15 protein-coding genes are annotated in these 15,075 nt (G+C 67.4%); 4 read left to right on the forward strand and 11 right to left on the reverse strand.

The genetic code is table 11. The features are described from left to right. Positions 1-55: 55 nt before the first annotated feature. From IEV87_RS14070 to IEV87_RS14080, 3 genes are all read left to right on the forward strand, one after another. Positions 56-1,069, forward strand: coding sequence for an NAD(P)H-dependent flavin oxidoreductase (locus IEV87_RS14070; RefSeq protein WP_188478268.1), 1,014 nt, complete (start codon positions 56-58; stop codon positions 1,067-1,069). Positions 1,070-1,159: 90 nt separating this feature from the next. Next, the gene (locus tag IEV87_RS14075) at positions 1,160-2,035 is read left to right on the forward strand and encodes a LysR family transcriptional regulator (RefSeq protein WP_188478269.1); all 876 of its coding nucleotides are present in this window, start codon (positions 1,160-1,162) and stop codon (positions 2,033-2,035) included. 116 nt (positions 2,036-2,151) lie between these two features. Beyond that, complete coding sequence (locus IEV87_RS14080; protein ID WP_188478270.1) at positions 2,152-3,300, forward strand: acyltransferase family protein; 1,149 nt, start codon at positions 2,152-2,154, stop codon at positions 3,298-3,300. Here the strand turns inward: IEV87_RS14080 and IEV87_RS14085 are convergent. From IEV87_RS14085 to IEV87_RS14135, 11 genes are read right to left on the reverse strand one after another with little or no spacing between them, the layout of a single operon-like run. After that, on the reverse strand, positions 3,281-3,781 hold the full coding sequence (locus IEV87_RS14085) for a DUF3299 domain-containing protein (RefSeq protein WP_188478271.1): 501 nt from the start codon (positions 3,779-3,781) through the stop codon (positions 3,281-3,283). The two genes, IEV87_RS14080 and IEV87_RS14085, sit on opposite strands and share 20 nt — an antisense overlap. Beyond that, the gene (locus IEV87_RS14090) at positions 3,778-4,287 is read right to left on the reverse strand and encodes a DUF3299 domain-containing protein (protein ID WP_229737586.1); all 510 of its coding nucleotides are present in this window, start codon (positions 4,285-4,287) and stop codon (positions 3,778-3,780) included. The genes IEV87_RS14085 and IEV87_RS14090 overlap by 4 nt, the downstream gene beginning before the upstream one ends. Further along, positions 4,284-5,534 carry an ABC transporter permease gene (locus IEV87_RS14095; protein ID WP_188478272.1) on the reverse strand — a complete coding sequence of 417 codons (1,251 nt, stop codon included), beginning with the start codon at positions 5,532-5,534 and terminating at the stop codon, positions 4,284-4,286. Before IEV87_RS14095 ends, IEV87_RS14090 begins: the two co-directional genes overlap by 4 nt. Beyond that, positions 5,531-6,220, reverse strand: a complete 690-nt coding sequence (locus tag IEV87_RS14100) for an ABC transporter ATP-binding protein (RefSeq protein ID WP_188478273.1) — start codon at positions 6,218-6,220, stop codon at positions 5,531-5,533. Before IEV87_RS14100 ends, IEV87_RS14095 begins: the two co-directional genes overlap by 4 nt. A gap of 2 nt (positions 6,221-6,222) precedes the next feature. Continuing rightward, positions 6,223-6,840 carry a zinc uptake protein ZrgA gene (zrgA, locus tag IEV87_RS14105; protein ID WP_188478274.1) on the reverse strand — a complete coding sequence of 206 codons (618 nt, stop codon included), beginning with the start codon at positions 6,838-6,840 and terminating at the stop codon, positions 6,223-6,225. A gap of 41 nt (positions 6,841-6,881) precedes the next feature. Continuing rightward, positions 6,882-8,324, reverse strand: coding sequence for an ABC transporter ATP-binding protein (locus IEV87_RS14110; protein ID WP_188478275.1), 1,443 nt, complete (start codon positions 8,322-8,324; stop codon positions 6,882-6,884). After that, complete coding sequence (locus IEV87_RS14115; RefSeq protein ID WP_229737587.1) at positions 8,321-9,133, reverse strand: ABC transporter permease; 813 nt, start codon at positions 9,131-9,133, stop codon at positions 8,321-8,323. The genes IEV87_RS14110 and IEV87_RS14115 overlap by 4 nt, the downstream gene beginning before the upstream one ends. After that, on the reverse strand, positions 9,130-10,059 hold the full coding sequence (locus IEV87_RS14120) for an ABC transporter permease (protein WP_188478276.1): 930 nt from the start codon (positions 10,057-10,059) through the stop codon (positions 9,130-9,132). Before IEV87_RS14120 ends, IEV87_RS14115 begins: the two co-directional genes overlap by 4 nt. Next, positions 10,056-11,555 (reverse strand): ABC transporter substrate-binding protein, encoded by a 1,500-nt coding sequence (locus IEV87_RS14125; RefSeq protein WP_188478277.1) that lies wholly within the window; start codon positions 11,553-11,555, stop codon positions 10,056-10,058. Before IEV87_RS14125 ends, IEV87_RS14120 begins: the two co-directional genes overlap by 4 nt. Next, the gene (locus IEV87_RS14130; RefSeq protein WP_188478278.1) at positions 11,552-11,842 is read right to left on the reverse strand and encodes a DUF6525 family protein; all 291 of its coding nucleotides are present in this window, start codon (positions 11,840-11,842) and stop codon (positions 11,552-11,554) included. Before IEV87_RS14130 ends, IEV87_RS14125 begins: the two co-directional genes overlap by 4 nt. 25 nt (positions 11,843-11,867) lie before the next feature. Beyond that, entirely contained in the window at positions 11,868-13,082 is a 1,215-nt protein-coding gene (locus tag IEV87_RS14135; protein ID WP_188478279.1) for a GTP-binding protein, read from the reverse strand. Between the two features lie 397 nt (positions 13,083-13,479). On the opposite strand from IEV87_RS14135, the gene IEV87_RS14140 reads away from it, so the two are divergent. After that, positions 13,480-15,075 (forward strand): ABC transporter substrate-binding protein, encoded by a 1,596-nt coding sequence (locus tag IEV87_RS14140; RefSeq protein WP_188478280.1) that lies wholly within the window; start codon positions 13,480-13,482, stop codon positions 15,073-15,075.

A 15,075-nucleotide genomic window follows, 5' to 3' on the forward strand; every position in this document is an offset into this window, starting at 1 on the left:
AACTGAACTCTCTGCTCTGCTATGATTCCGGACATCGCCAACAGGAGGACCCGGCATGGCACCAGCAGACCTGACAACCGGCACGGGTACCCCTGCCCGTCTCGAGACCCGTTTCACGCGTAAATTCGGGCTGGATACACCGATCATGGGGGCACCCATGGATCCAGCCTCGGGCTCTGCGCTGGCACAGGCGGTCAGCGATGCGGGCGGGCTAGGCATGGTCGGCGGCGGCTATGGCGACCGGGTCTGGCTGGAAGAACAGCTTTCGGGCGTCAAGCAGGGCACGACCGGCACCGGCTTCATCACCTGGTCGATGGCGAAACAGCCGGAACTGCTGACCATTGCCCTGTCGCGCCGTCCGAAGGCGCTGATGCTGTCCTTCGCCGACCCGATGCCCTTTGCGCAGGAAATCCATGACGCCGGCGTGCCGATGATCTGCCAGACGCAGCGGCTGGAGCATGTCAAACGCGCGGTCGAGGCCGGCGCGACGGTGGTTGTCGCCCAGGGCGAAGAGGCGGGCGGGCACGGTATCATCGGCCGCTCCACCCTCGGGTTCGTGCCCGCAGCGGCAGACTGGCTGGCAGCCAACAGCCCCGAGACCATCCTTCTGGCGGCGGGCGGCATCGCTGACGGTCGCGGGCTGGCGGCGGCGCTGATGCTCGGCGCCGACGGCGTGCTGGTCGGCACCCGGTTCTGGGCGACTCAGGAGGCGCTGATCCATCCCGGGGCGAAACAGCGGGTCCTTACCGCGACCGGCGACGAGACCGTGCGCACGACGGTTTACGACATCGTCCGCGGCAAGGACTGGCCGCAGCCCTACAACGGGCGGCTCATGTCCAACCCATTCATCGAGACCTGGCACGGTCGCGAGGACGCGCTGAAGGACGAACTGCCGGAGCGTGTGGCCGCCTACGAGGCTGCCAGTGCCGACGGGGACTTCGACATCGCCAACGTCACCGTCGGCGAGGCGATCGGCATCATCCGCGACATTCCCCCGGCGGCAGAGGTCGTGGACCGGATGACGAAGGAGGCGCTGCATCTGCTGGGCGGCGGCTGGTCCACCCTCTGAGGTCCGGGTTGACGTGCGTCGGTGCGCGACGCCATTCCCTGTTGAAGAACGCAAATCGACGCTACGCGATCAACCAGAGAAGGATCGGCCATGGAACTCAGGACCCTTCGCACCTTTCTCATGGTTGCGGATGTCGGCACGGTGGTGGAGGCGGCGCAGCGGCTGCATTGCGTGCAGTCGAACGTCACCACCCGGATCAAGTCGCTGGAAGACGAACTGGGCGTGTCCCTGTTCCTCCGCTCCCGAAACGGCATGACCCTCACCGCGGCGGGGCAGGTTCTGCTGGCGCATGCCCGTAACGTCGTCCGGGCGGAGCGCGATGCCAAGATGGCGATGACCGGCCTTTCGCGCACCGGCGGGCTGGTGCGCGTCGGGTCGATGGAATCGACCATTGCCACCCGCCTCCCGCCCTGCATCGCAGCGTTTCAGGCGATCCGGCCGGATGCGGAGATCGAACTCACCGCCGCGCCGACGGAGGACCTGATCGCGCTGCTGATCTCCGGCCGGGTCGATGTCGCGCTGATCGGCGGGGATTTCGCGCACCCCGATCTGGTGTCGGAGCCGGTGTTTCAGGAAGAGATGGTGCTGCTCACGCACCGGTCGGTGAGGACCGAGGCGCAGGCGCGGGAGAAGCGCCTGATCGTCTTCCGGTCGGGCTGTTCCTATCGCGCCTTTTCCGAGAGCTGGCTGAAGGCAAACGGGCTTGCCCCGAATGCGGTGATGGAGATGGGGACGCTTGACGGCATCCTCGGCTGCGTCGCGACCGGGGTCGGAGTCACGCTCCTGCCGCGCAGCGTGGCGGAAACCAGCCTGCACAGGGCGAATGTCACCATCCACGACCTCATGGGGCCGGAGCGGTTCATCGACACCTGTCTGATCCACCGGACAGGGCTGGAACAAGACGGCATCATCGGCGATTTCCGCGCTGCGCTGAAGAATGTCGCGCCATTGCAGCGGGCAGGATAGCGCCGTCGCGGGGCGCGGTTCCACCGGTACGAGGTCATGGTTAACCGAATCTTAGGGTCCTTGGCGGAAGTCTGAGCCCGTCCTGGTGGGCGGGGCGGGGCACGGCAGGAGCCGCCATGCCGATCATCTCAGACCTGTTGCCGCTGCGGGGCCGTTCCGCGGGCACGGGAAACCACCTCCCGTCATCCGGCGCCGGCGCGGACCGGATCAGAACCGATACGTTGCGCGGCATCGCCTGCATCGGTGTCGTTCTGTTCCATGTCGCAGGCAACACGGAGACCGCCGGACTGCGCCTGTCGGACGATCACTGGCTGCGACTGTTCAATGCCGTCTTTGCCGATATCCGGATGCCGCTCTTCGCCTTTCTGTCCGGCTATGTCTTCCTGTCCGTGACCCGGAGGACCGGACAAGAGCCGCCCTGGAGCGCGCTTCGCACCAAGGCCCGGCGTCTGCTGCTGCCCATGGCCTGCGTCGGGTCGCTGTTCTGGATGATGCAGGGCGGCGGCGGACCGGGCTGGCCGGGGCTTCTGGTATTGCCCCACGCACATTTCTGGTTCCTTCAGGCGATCTTCCTCGTGATGTCTGCGCTGCTTCTCACCGGCTTTCTGTCCGGAGGGCGGCATGTGCCGGCGGCGCTGGCACTTGGCGCAGTCTGCGCGCTGGCGTGGTGCGGGGTGCTGCCGCGACCCGAGGTGAACGTCTTTTCGGTGATCGAGGCGACCTATCTCGGGCTGTTCTTCTGCACCGGTTTCCTCTGCGCCGCGCGGCCGGAGCCTTTCACGGGCCGCGCCGGCGGGCACATCGCCGGGGCGGTTGCGCTGTCGGCTGCCGTTCTTGCGGGCGCTGGCCTGACCTTTTTGCCGGAGATCGTGCCCGGCGCGGTCCTGCGGCCGGTGCGGCTGATGATCGGGCTGTCCGGAGTGCTGGGGCTGCTTGCGCTCGGGCTTCGCAGTCCGCTGGCGGCCAAGCTGGGGCGCCATGCCTATGCGGTGTTCCTGTTTCACGTCTTCTTCACCGCCGGCACGCGCGAGACGATTCAGGCGGTCATGCCGGGCATTCCGGCAGAGGCGATCATACTGCCGGGACTGGTCGCCGGGCTGGCGGGGCCGGTGCTGCTGGAGAAAGGCCTGCTCAGGGTTCCGGTCCTGAGGATGATGATGCTTGGCATCCGGCCGGTGAGTCCGCGAACCGGTACGCGCGGATGGGTTCCCGCCGCCGCCCCGCGACCGGAGGGCGCGCTGGCGTTCAGGAGCGATAGGGGGTGATGGTGTCCGCCGAGAGCGCGTAACCGATCTCCGCCAGCTGGGTCGAGGTGGAGGCCGTTCCGAACATGCCGGTGACGGTCACCGCCTCGAACATGCCGGAATTTTTGTACGGCGTGCCGGTCGTCACGAAAACCAGCTGGTTCGCCGGGGGCGGCGGAACATGGACGCAGGCGCCGACGTAAGGCACGAGGATGAATGCCGTCAGGCCGGTACCCCGGTAGTCGATCGGAACGACAAAGCCCGACAGCCTGACGGTCCGGCCGTTCCAGTCGGTGCGCATGCCGGTCGACACCGGCTGCCGTGCGGCAAGGCTGCTTTCGTCATGCGGAACGAGCGCCGAAAGGTCCGCGGGCAGGGAACGGTCGTCTTTCGGGAGCAGGTCCCGCCATTTCAGGTCGACCACGGTTTCGGCGGCACCGCGCCCGGCAACTCCGGCAGCCGCCAGGGCCAGGAGGACCGTGCGGCGGGTCGGAGCGGTCATTTCCACTCGTAGACCTCGATTTTCTCGACGGCGATCTGATAGCCGACCTCGGCGATCTGCGTGGACATGGCTTTGGCCGACAGGCGGCCCGAGACCCAGACCGGATCCCACAGGGATTCGCTTGGCCATGGCGTTTGCGTGGTCACGAAGACCAGCTGGTTCGGCGGCGGCGGCGGGGTGTGGATGCACGCGCCCACGTAGGGCACCAGCATGAAGGTCGTGACTCCGTCCGCGCTCACGTCGAAGGGGATGATGTAGCCGGGCAGCTTCACACCCTTGCCGTCGAGCGCGGTGTTCACCTTGCTGGCGTTGGTGTCGAACTGCGGTACCCAGGTGTCGTTGACCGCATCGATCTGGCCGGGGCCGATGATCTCTCCGTAGGGCACGCCCTCGGGGATGAGGTCTTCCCAGGTGATTTCCCGGAACGATCCGGCCATGGCGCGGCCCGGCAGCAGCGTGGCGGCGGCGAGGGCCATGAACGCGCGTCTGTTCGGTGTCGTCGTCATATCCTCACCATCATGCCATCGGCCAGCGACAGGCGGTAGGCCCTGAGGCCGGGAAGAAGGCTTGCCACCGCCGCCGCGACGATCACGGTTGCGAGAACGGCCGCCTCTCGCGCGGTCGGCGGATCGACGGGCAGCCAGAGGCCGAAGGCGCTGTCGACCAGCGGCTGCGCGACCACCAGCCCGGCATAGAGCAGGGCGACACCCAGCACCGCACCGAGGGCGGCCATCAGTGCGGCTTCCAGCACCAGCAGGCCGAGGATGGTCGCGGGCCGTGCACCCATGGCCCGCCAGATCGCCATCTCCCGCCTCCGTTCGTTGAGGGAGGAGAAGATCATCGCCATCATGCCCAGTAGCGCCGTCACCACGACCATGGCCGAGACCCCGATCAGCGCGGTTTCCGCCACACCGACGATCTGCCAGAGCTCCTGCAGCGCAACGCCGGGCAGGATCGCCAGCAGCGGCTCCTCAGGGTGGTCGTTGATCGCGCGTTGCAGGCCGAAGACCTGAAGACGCGACTTGACCCCGATCAGCGCCGCCGTCACCGCCTTGGGCGTCAGGTCCATCTGGCGGATACGGTCAACCGGAGTCGTCTGGCCGGGGACCTGCGCGCCGGAGCGCCAGTCGACATGGATCGCCTCGATCGCCTCGAGCGAGACGATCACCGTCCGGTCCACCGGCGTCCCGGTCCGCGCGACGATCCCGGCCACGCGGAAGGGCTGGTCCGCGTGGTCGGTAAAGGACGCGAGGCCATGGGACACCACGATCGGGTCGCCCACTGCGTAGCCAAGCGCCGCCGCGACCTCTGCCCCGATCACCGCATCGTAGAGGTCGGTCAGCCCCTTGCCTTCCGCGACCTCCAGCGACCGACCGCCGCGAAACCTGTAGTGGTCGAAAAAGCCGGGGGTCGTGCCCATGACCCGGAACTGGCGGTGACTGTCGCCGAGGGAGATCGGGACGATCCAGTCGACCTCGGGCCGGGCAGCGATGTCCTGATAGCTTTCCCACGTGACATTGTTCGTGGCATTGCCGATCCGGAACACGGAATAGAGCAGCAACTGCACCGACCCCGACCGCGCCCCGACGATCAGGTCGGTGCCCGAGATCGTGTCGGCAAAGCTGGCGCGGGCCCCGGTGCGCGCCTTCTCCACCCCCAGGAAAAGGGCGACGGACAGGGCGATCGCTAGCACCGTCATCCCGACGGTCAGCGCCCGCGCCATGAGCGAACCAAGGGCCAGCCGGAGAATCACGCCGCCGCCCTTCCGGTCCGCGCGATGTCCGACAGGTGCACCACCCGGTCGAACCGCGCGCCGAGCCGTTCGTCATGGCTGACCATCAGCAGGGACGACCCCGTGGCCGCGATCCGGTCGAAAAGCAGGCCGAGGAAGGCATCCTGAGTCGCCGCATCCAGCGCGGAGGTCGGTTCGTCCGCGACGATCAGCGGCGGCTGGCCGATCAGGGCGCGGGCCACGGCGACGCGCTGCTGCTGACCGACCGAGAGGCGCCCGGCGGTGGCGGCGGTGATCCCCTCGGGCAGGCCGAGAGCCCTGCACAGGGATGCGGCCTCGTCCGGCGTGGCCCGCTTGCGTCGGTCCGGGGCAAAGCGGAGCGGCAGCAGGATATTGTCCGACACGCTGGCATAGGGCAGCAGGTTGAACTGCTGGAAGATCACCCCGATCCGTTCGGCGCGAAACCGGTCCCGTGCCCCGGCGCGCAGGACCGACAGGTCGGTGCCGCCTACAGTCACCCGCCCCGTGTCGGCGGTGACGATGCCGCAGATCAGCGACAGCAGTGTCGACTTGCCGGACCCGCTTTCGCCCAGAAGCAGAACCGAAGCGCCCGGCTCCAACCGGAACTCCGGCACCGACAGCCCGAACGACGAGCGGCCCGGCCAGCGGAACCGCACGTCTTTCAGGGTCAGTGCCGGGTCCGCCATCGTCACTCCAGCGTCAGCTTGCGGGAGTCGCGGGTCAGTTCCGCCTGCCCTGCGCCGGATTCGGTGACGAACTGCGCCTCGATCTCCTCCGCGCTGGCGAACTGGTCGAAGAAGGGGAAGGTGATGGCGGTCAGGGCGTCCCCATCCTCGCAGGCAAAGGCATAGCTGACGTGGAATTCGCTGTGCTGCGCCCCCTCATCGTGATCGTCATCGTGAACTTCTGCGGCATGATCCTCGTGGTCCTCGTCCTCCGCGTGGTCGTGGTCGCCCTCCATATGGTCGTCCGCATCGTCGTGATCGTGTTCGCCGTCGTGCAGATGCGCCAGGACTTCGGTCAGGCGGCACCCGGCGGCTTCGGGCAGGGTCACGATGTTCTCGGGCACCAGCAGCGCGCGGATGGCGGCCTCGACCGCATCCTTGTCTCCGGCAGATTCCGCCGCGTATTCAAAGCCGACGATGTCCATGCCCGGCGACAGGAGGTTGATCTTCACCGTCCCGTGTTCGACCGCGATCTCGGCTTTTGACACGCCGTGGACATGCGCCTCCATCTCCCGCGTGGTCTGGGCAATGGCCGGTGTGCCGAGACAGAGGGCGGCGAGGCTCATCAGGATCGGTTTCATGGCAGGTCCTTTCGGTTACGATTGATGGATAACTGTTCGGGTCATTGCAACGCCGCTGCGATGTCGCGGGGCGTCACGTCCGCGTCAACCGGCGCGGGTCCGAGAGACAGGACATGGTCGGCGGTCCGCGACACCAGCGCCGGGTCATGGCTCACCAGCATGACCGCGCAGCCCTCGGTTTCCGAGGTGTCGCAGAGAAGAGCGATCACCTGTTTCTGCGTGATCGGGTCGAGGCGCGAGGTCGGTTCATCCGCGAAGATGAACTTCGGCCGGACCAGCAGCAGCCTCAGCAGGGCGAGCCGCTGGAGCTCTCCTCCCGAAACGGCGGCGGGCCGGCGGGACAGCAGCACAGGCGCCAGACCGAGCCGCGGCAGAAGCGCGCCGATCCGGTCCTGACCCTGCCCGTGACGGCGGGCGACATCGGCGAGGGTGCGCCCGAGGGCCCGGTGACGCGGGAAGGCGGCAACCGGATCCTGGTAGAGCTTCTGGAATGCGGTCCGCGGCAGGGCAGGCGCGGGTTCGACCCGGCCCGCGGCGGCGGGGACAAGGCCCAGCATCACATCGCCGAGGGTCGACTTTCCGCAGCCGGAGGGGCCGGTCACGCCCATGATCCGGCCTTCGCCAAGATCGAAGGAGAGACCGGTGAACAGGCGCGCACCGCCCCGCTCTGCCGCGAGCCCGGTGGCGGTCAGCACCGTCGCGCCCCCGGTCACCGGTTTGCGCGCGGGCCAGTTGTCGGGATCCGCGGCGATCAGGTCGCGGGTGTAAGGCTGGACGGGCGCAGCCATGACCGTGGCGGTCGGGCCGGTTTCGACCACCTGTCCGTCGCGCAGGACGATCAGGCGGCCACCGATCCGCCGCGCGAGGGCGAGGTCGTGGGTGATGACCAACAGCCCGCCGCCCCGTGACAGTTCGGCCAGCAGCAGGTCCGCCACCCCGTCGCGCCGCGCGGCGTCCAGCCCCTTGGTCGGTTCGTCCGCGATCACGATGCGCGCGCCGCCAGCCCGCGCCGCCGCGATGGCGACGCGCTGCGCCATTCCGCCCGAGAGTTCATGCGGATAGCGCTGTCCGGCCCCGGTCAGGTCGAGCCGCCGGAAGTCATCCGCCGTCCTGTCCCGCGCCTCCGCCGCGCCCGGGCCGCGCACCAGCCGGTGCGCCTCGCTCACCTGCCGGTCCGCCCGCATCAGCGGGTCGAGCGACAGCCAGGGCTCCTGCGGCAGCACCGCGATGTCGCGCCCCCAGAGCATGCGGAACCCTTCAGGCCGCGCCGCGTCCAGAAGCCGGTCGCCAATGGCGACGCGTCCCCGTGCCGAGAGTTCCCCCGGCAGCGTGCCCATGAGCGCCTGGGCCAGCAGGGATTTGCCCGACCCGGTTTCGCCGAGGATGACCAGGGGCTCTCCGGAATCGAGATACAGGGAGACCGGGTGCAGGATCCGGGTGGCTCCGTCCGCCACGGTGATGTCTTCGGCTTTCAGCAGGGTCATGGCGTGCGGCTCCCGGCGGACAGGGTGAGGCCCAGAAGCAGGGCGAAGGTGGCGATGACGGGTGAGAGCAGGGCCAGCGGCGCCTCCCGCCAGTAGGGCAGAAGTTCGACCATCATCAGGCCCAGTTCGGGCGTCGGCGCCCGCATCCCCACATGCACGAACCCCAGTGCCGCGATGGCCATGATCGCCGTTGCCGTACCGAAGGCGGCGGTGGTCAGCATCATAAGCGCGATTTCCGGCCAGATGTGGGTGCGGAAGACGTAGGCCGGCCCAAAACCGAGCAGGCGGGATGCCTGAACGGCCGGAGAGGCCAGCGTGTCACGTGTCGCCGCGCGGGTCAGGCGGAAGAACTCGACCCAGAGCACCAGCGACAGCCCGGCCCAGAAGCCGAGCGCGGTGCCCGGCACGATGCCCAGCACGATCAGCACCAGCAGCAGCCCCGGCAGGGCCAGCAGCGCATCGGCCAGCGTCACCAGAACCCGGTCCGTCCAGCCGCCCCGCGCCGCCGCCAAGGTGCCGAGGATCAGCCCCGCCAGCCCGGCGGTCAGCACAGCGGCGAGCGCAATGGCGGGCGAGAGGCGCAGCGCGTGTGCCAGCCGGTGAAAGATCGACCTGCCGAGGTGATCGTAGCCAAGCGGCGCGCCGGCCTCGGGTCCCGCCAGCGCCTTGAGCAGCGATTGCGCAAAGGGGTCTCCCGGTACGGCGAGCGGGCCGAGAAGGGCAAAGGCCAGAACGGCGGCCACCAGCAGCGTGCCTGTCCATCGGACGGCATGGTCAGTGGCGCGGGGGATCATCACGGCGTCGGTCATGCGGCTCTCCTCGGGTCGATGCGCGCCGTGACAAGGTCGATGACGGCGTTGATGAGCACGAAGCTCAGCCCGAGGAACAGCGCCGTTCCCTGCACCATCGGCACGTCGCGGGAAAAGATCGCGTGGACCAGCGCATGGCCGATGCCGGGCCAGCCAAACACCGCCTCGACCACCACGACGCCTTCGACCAGCGTCACGAACTGCAGGCCCAGATAGGTCAGCAGGGGGACGGAGACGTTGCGCAGGCCGTGGCGCAGCAGGGTCTGGCGTGGGCTCAGCCCCTTCCACCGGGCAAAGCTGTAGAAGGGCATCGCGCCGATCCGCGCCATGGCGTCACGCGCGATCCGTGCGTTGACGGCGGCCAGACCAAGCGCCAGGGCCAGCGCGGGCAGGATGAAGTGCCGTGCTTCGCCGTGCCCGGCGGCGGGTAGCAGGCGGAACTGCACCGACAGTACCAGGATGAGGATCAGCGCCATCAGGAACTGCGGCACCGCCTTCAGCCCGGTCGAGACCACCAGCAGCACCCGGTCCAGTGCGCCCCCCGGTCTCAGCCCCGCGATGATGCCGAGCGGCGGGCCGATGAGCAGCGACAAGAGCACCGCCACCGCTGCCAGCGCCAGCGAGGCGCCAAGCTGGTGCCCGATTTCCGCGATCACCGGCTGGCCGGTAACCAGCGAGGTGCCGAAATCCAGCCGAAGCAGGTCGCCCAGCCACGTCAGGAAGGCGGGCAGCGCCGGGCCGCCCAGCCCCAGTTCGTCGCGCACCGCATCGGCGGCGGCACTGTCCACGTTGTCGTATCCGTAGCGCCCCGCGGCGATGCGATAGGCTGCATCGCCGGGGAGGGATCGCATCATCGCAAAGGTCGCGGCCCCGATCAGGACCGCCACCATCAAGGCCTGTATGCCCCGCGTCACCAGCGTCTTCATTGCGCCAGCTTCAGGTCCGGGAGCCCGAAGGTCCGTTCCCACGGGTCGATCACCGTTCCTTCGACACCCTTGGCCACGGCCAGCGTCTGGCGATACCAGGCAATCGGGATGATCGGCAGTTCGGTCTGCAGGATCGCGGCGATCCGGGCGCGCTCCTCATCGCCACCGTCACCGCGCCCGACACTGCGGGCAAGTTCGACGATCTCGTCATTCTGCCAGCCCATGGCGCCCCAGTCGCCGGTCGGCGCGTAGTCCGACAAGACGGTACCCACGGGGTCCGGGATCAGGCCGAAGTTCCGCGCGATCAGCCCGAGGTCCAGCGATCCGTCGGCATGGCGCGAGGTGATTTCCGACGAATTGGTGGTGTCGATCGTCAGCTCGACCCCGATGGCGCGGAATTGCTGTTCCAGTACGGCGGCGACCAACGGCAGTTCGGGGCGGTCGGGATAGGTTGTCAGGGTCAGGGCAAGGCGTTCGCCCTCGCGGGTCAGGATACCGTCACTGCCTGCGGTCCACCCCAGACCGGAGAGCAGCGCCTTCGCGGCCTCCGAATCGTAGGCCAGCGGCGTGAGGCTATCGTCATGCCAGTCCCCGACCGAGGGCGGGAAGAGCTGCGTCGCGCCTTCGGGATAGCGCAGCACATCCCTGGCGATGCCCTCGCGGTCGATGGCGAGGGACAGCGCCTGACGCGCCTCGGGGGCCGACAGGGCGGGATGGCCGGCGTTCACCTTGATCATCAGGGTGCGTGGAATCGCGACGGAATGCACGGTTGCTGCGTCGGACATGCCAAGTCGCGCGACAGAGGCCGGATCGAGTCCGAAGACAAAATCCGCCTCGCCGGATTCAGCCATCAGGGCGCGGGTTTCCACGCGGCTGACCGCGGCATAGCTGACCTTCGGCACGTTCGGCGCGGTACCCCAGTAGTCTGCGAATGCCACTGCCTTCAGGCTCAGCGGCGGGGCGAGGTCGGTGATCCGATACGGCCCCGTGCCGATGACCTCGACCCCTGCACCGTCAGCGGCATAGGCAGCGGGTGCGAGGATCTGCGCGCTGTAGTGGGCGAGGTAGGCCGGCAGCGCGGCGAAGGGTTCGGAGAGGGTGATCACCACCGTCTCGTCTCCGGGTTCGACGCCGGTGACCGGGGTCTTGGCCAATGGACCCGGCTTGGCCCGCGCGATGTTAAGCGCATTGGCGATGGCCTCTGCCGTCATGGCCGTGCCGTCGTGGAAGGTCACACCGTTACGTACCGCGAAGGTCCAGGCCAACCCGTCGCCCGAAGTGGACCACTCCGTCGCGAGTCCGGGGATGATCGCGCCCTGCGGATCGGCATTGGTCAGGGTCTCTGCCACGCCCATGCGGGTGAAGATGTAGCCGGAGGTCGAGGGCTCTGCCGACTGGATTTCGAACTGTGCGATCACGTCCAGCGTATCATCGGCGAATAAGGGCGGCGCGGCGGCGATCAGGGTTGCGGCAGCGAGGGCGAGGATGGGTCTCATGTCATGGTATCCTGTTGATCGTTAATGAAAGGGCGGCTCATGGCGGCAAGCGAGAGCCGATCGCGGGCAAGGGTCTTGCGTTCGGCCCTGTCGAGCCGGTCGAGGATGTCATCGGGGCTGGTCCCGTCGGCCCGGGCCCTGGCCCAGATGCGGCGGCAGGAAGCCGGCGACCAGGGCAGCGCGGCCTGAGCCATCCAGACACGCAGCGGGCGCGGCAGGGCGTCGTAGGCCCGCATGGGATCCGCCCGGCGGCGCCGGCGCAGCGTGGTCGAAAGGTTGCCGGTCATGCCCGTGCCTCCGGAGCCCGCGCGGTCACGCGCTGTCCCTTCGCCAGGACGGGAAGGGATCGGGAAGGTCGGGCAGCGCGTCGGGTCCGATCGCCAGGTGCTCTGGCACCAGTGCGGCGTCCAGCCGGGCCTTCAGGGACGGCCAGTCGATGCCGGCACCGATAAAGACGATCTCCTGCCGCCGGTCGCCCCAGGGGTCCCGCCAGTGCTGCGCCATGTAGGCGCGCGCGCTGTCGTGGTCCGGTCGACGGTCAGCCGGAACGGCGGCCCACCATTGCCCGAGAGGGGCCACGGACGACAGCGCCCCGGCGAGCGAAAATTCGGCCACCCAGTCCGGGCGGGTGGCAATCCAGAAATGCCCCTTGGCGCGGATGACACCCGGCAGGTCACCGTTCAGAACCGCCATTACCTGTGAGGGGTCGAAGGGTCGGCGGGCACGATAGACGTAGGAGGTCACGCCATATTCCTCCGTCTCCGGCACGTGGTCGGCAAAGCCGTAAAGCTCCTTGGCCCACGTCGGATGATCATGCGCCTTTGCAAAATCGAAGAGGCCGGTATCGAGGATCGTCTCCGCTGCGACCTCCGAACGGTCGGTTTCGATGATCCGGGCGTCGGCGTTCAGGCTGCGGATGATCTTGCGCGCGGCGTCCACCTTCCGGGGCCCGGCGTCGGTGACCTTGTTCAGGATCACGACGTCCGCAAACTCGATCTGGTCGGTCAGCAGATGGACCAGCGTGCGTTCGTCTTCCGCCCCCATGGTCTCGCCCCGGTCGCGCAGGAAATCGTGGCTGGCGTAGTCGTTCAGCAGGTTCACCGCGTCGACCACCGTCACCATGGTGTCGAGCCGGGCGACATCGGACAGGCTGTCTCCGGCCTCGTCCCGGAAGTCGAAGGTCGCCGCGACGGGCAGAGGTTCGGAGATCCCCGTGGATTCGATCAGCAGGTAGTCGAACCGCCTCTCCGCAGCCAGCCTGCGCACCTCGTTCAGCAGGTCGTCGCGAAGGGTGCAGCAGATGCAGCCGTTCGACATTTCGACCAGCGTTTCGTCGGTGCGCGACAGTTCGGTGTCGGCCCGGACCAGATCGGCATCGATATTCACCTCGGACATGTCATTGACGATCACTGCCACGCGACGCCCATCCCGGTTGTTCAAAACGCGGTTCAGAAGGGTCGTCTTTCCGGCACCGAGGAAACCGGACAGGACAGTGACGGGAAGGCGGGTGTCGGCGGTGGCGGTCATGCGGGCTCCGGCCCCGGACGCGGGGGCGCCGGGCTGTTGCTGGTCGTTGGACGGGCGATCCAGCGCGCCCGTGCAAAGGGAGGGCGCCGGATTTCTCGATATGTTATAACGTATCTATTTGTTATCTTGTAACACATCCGCTGTTCAAGCCCGAAAATCGGCGGCGGGGCACGGGAGCCGCAACTCACGGATCCGGCGGGAGAATTGGATCGGCGGACCCGCTGCCAGACCATCAATCAGCGCTGAACCTTTCACCCCGCAACCCACGTCATGCGGCGCGCGGCGTTGCTTTGACTTGACAGTGATTTTGACCGGACGGCTAATTCCGACATCGAAGCCGGAGGAACCGGCCCGGGTCGCGGCTACCCTGCGATCCAGCAACAGAGAGGTCCGTACAATGTATCAACGCCGTCTTCTGGCCAGCACTGCGCTCTGCGCGCTGATGCTGGGCGCCACGCCCGTGGCGACTTTCGCCGAAACCCCGCCCGACACGCTTGTCCAGGCCTGGTCCATCGACGACATCATCTCGCTCGACCCGGCGGAAATCTTCGAATTCACCGCCTCCGAGATCGCCGGCAACACCTACGAGACGCTGATCACCTACGATCCGAAGAACGTCTCGGACGTGTTCGGCAAGGCGGCTGACAGCTGGACGGTGTCCGAAGACGGGATGACGATCTCCTTCACAATGAAGGCAGACCGCACCTTCGCTTCCGGCAACCCGATCACGGCCGAAGACGCGGTGTTTTCGCTGGTCCGCGCGGTCAAGCTGAACAAGTCTCCCGCCTTCATCATCGGCCAGCTCGGCATCACGCCCGAGAATGCCGACGAGATGATCGTGCAGACCGGCGACATGACCTTCGACTTCAAGATGGACAAGGCCTATTCGCCGTCACTGGCGCTCTACTGCCTGACCGCGACCGTGGCTTCCGTCGTCGACAAGAAACTGGCGATGGAGCACGAAGCGAATGGCGACTTCGGCTATGAATGGCTGAAGACGAACTATGCCGGCTCCGGCCCCTTCATCATCAAGGACTGGCGCCCGAACGAAGCGGTGATCCTTGAGCGGAACGAGAACTATTCGGGCGAAGCCGCGCCGATGGCCCGCGTCATCTACCGCCACATCCCCGAAACCTCCTCGCAGCGCCTGCTGCTGGCCAAGGGCGACATCGACATCGCCCGCAACCTGACAGCCGAGGACATCGCCGCGCTCAAGGACGACGCCAATATCAAGATCGAGAGTGGCGTGAAGGGCTCCCTCTATTATCTCGGGATGAGCCAGAAGAACGAATACCTGTCCAAGCCGCAGGTCCGGCAGGCTATGAAGTACCTTGTCGATTACGACGCGATCGCCAACACGATCATGTCCGGCAAGGTCAAGGTGCACCAGGCCTTCCTGCCCGAGGGTTTCCTTGGCGCCTATAACGAGAACCCCTTCACGCTCGACATCGAGAAGGCCAAGGCGCTGCTGGCCGAGGCCGGGCTGGCCGACGGGTTCACCGTTACCATGGACACCCGCAACACGCCGGAAATCACCGCGATGGCGCAGGCCATGCAGCAGACGATGGCGCAGGCGGGCATCACGCTGGAAATCATTCCGGGTGACGGCAAGCAGACGCTGACCAAGTACCGCGCCCGCAGCCACGACATCTACATCGGTCGCTGGGGCCCGGACTTCCAGGATCCGCACACCAACTCCTCCACCTTCGCCTACAACCCCGACAACTCCGACGAGGCGACCTCCAAGCCGCTGGCCTGGCGCAACGCCTGGGACATTCCGGAACTGACCGCCTCCACCGATGCGGCGATGCTGGAATCCGATCCCGACAAGCGGGCTGAGATGTACATCGCGGACCAGAAGAAGGTCATGGAGGAAGGCCCCTTCGTCATCTATGCGCAGGAGATCGAGGTGCTGGGCGAACGCGCCAACGTCAACGGCGTCATCGTCGGGCCGTCGTTCAACGACAACAACTTCTCGAAAGTGACGAAATAA

The sequence above is a fragment of the Primorskyibacter flagellatus genome, from assembly GCF_014638275.1.
Lineage (GTDB): Bacteria > Pseudomonadota > Alphaproteobacteria > Rhodobacterales > Rhodobacteraceae > Pseudooceanicola > Pseudooceanicola flagellatus_A.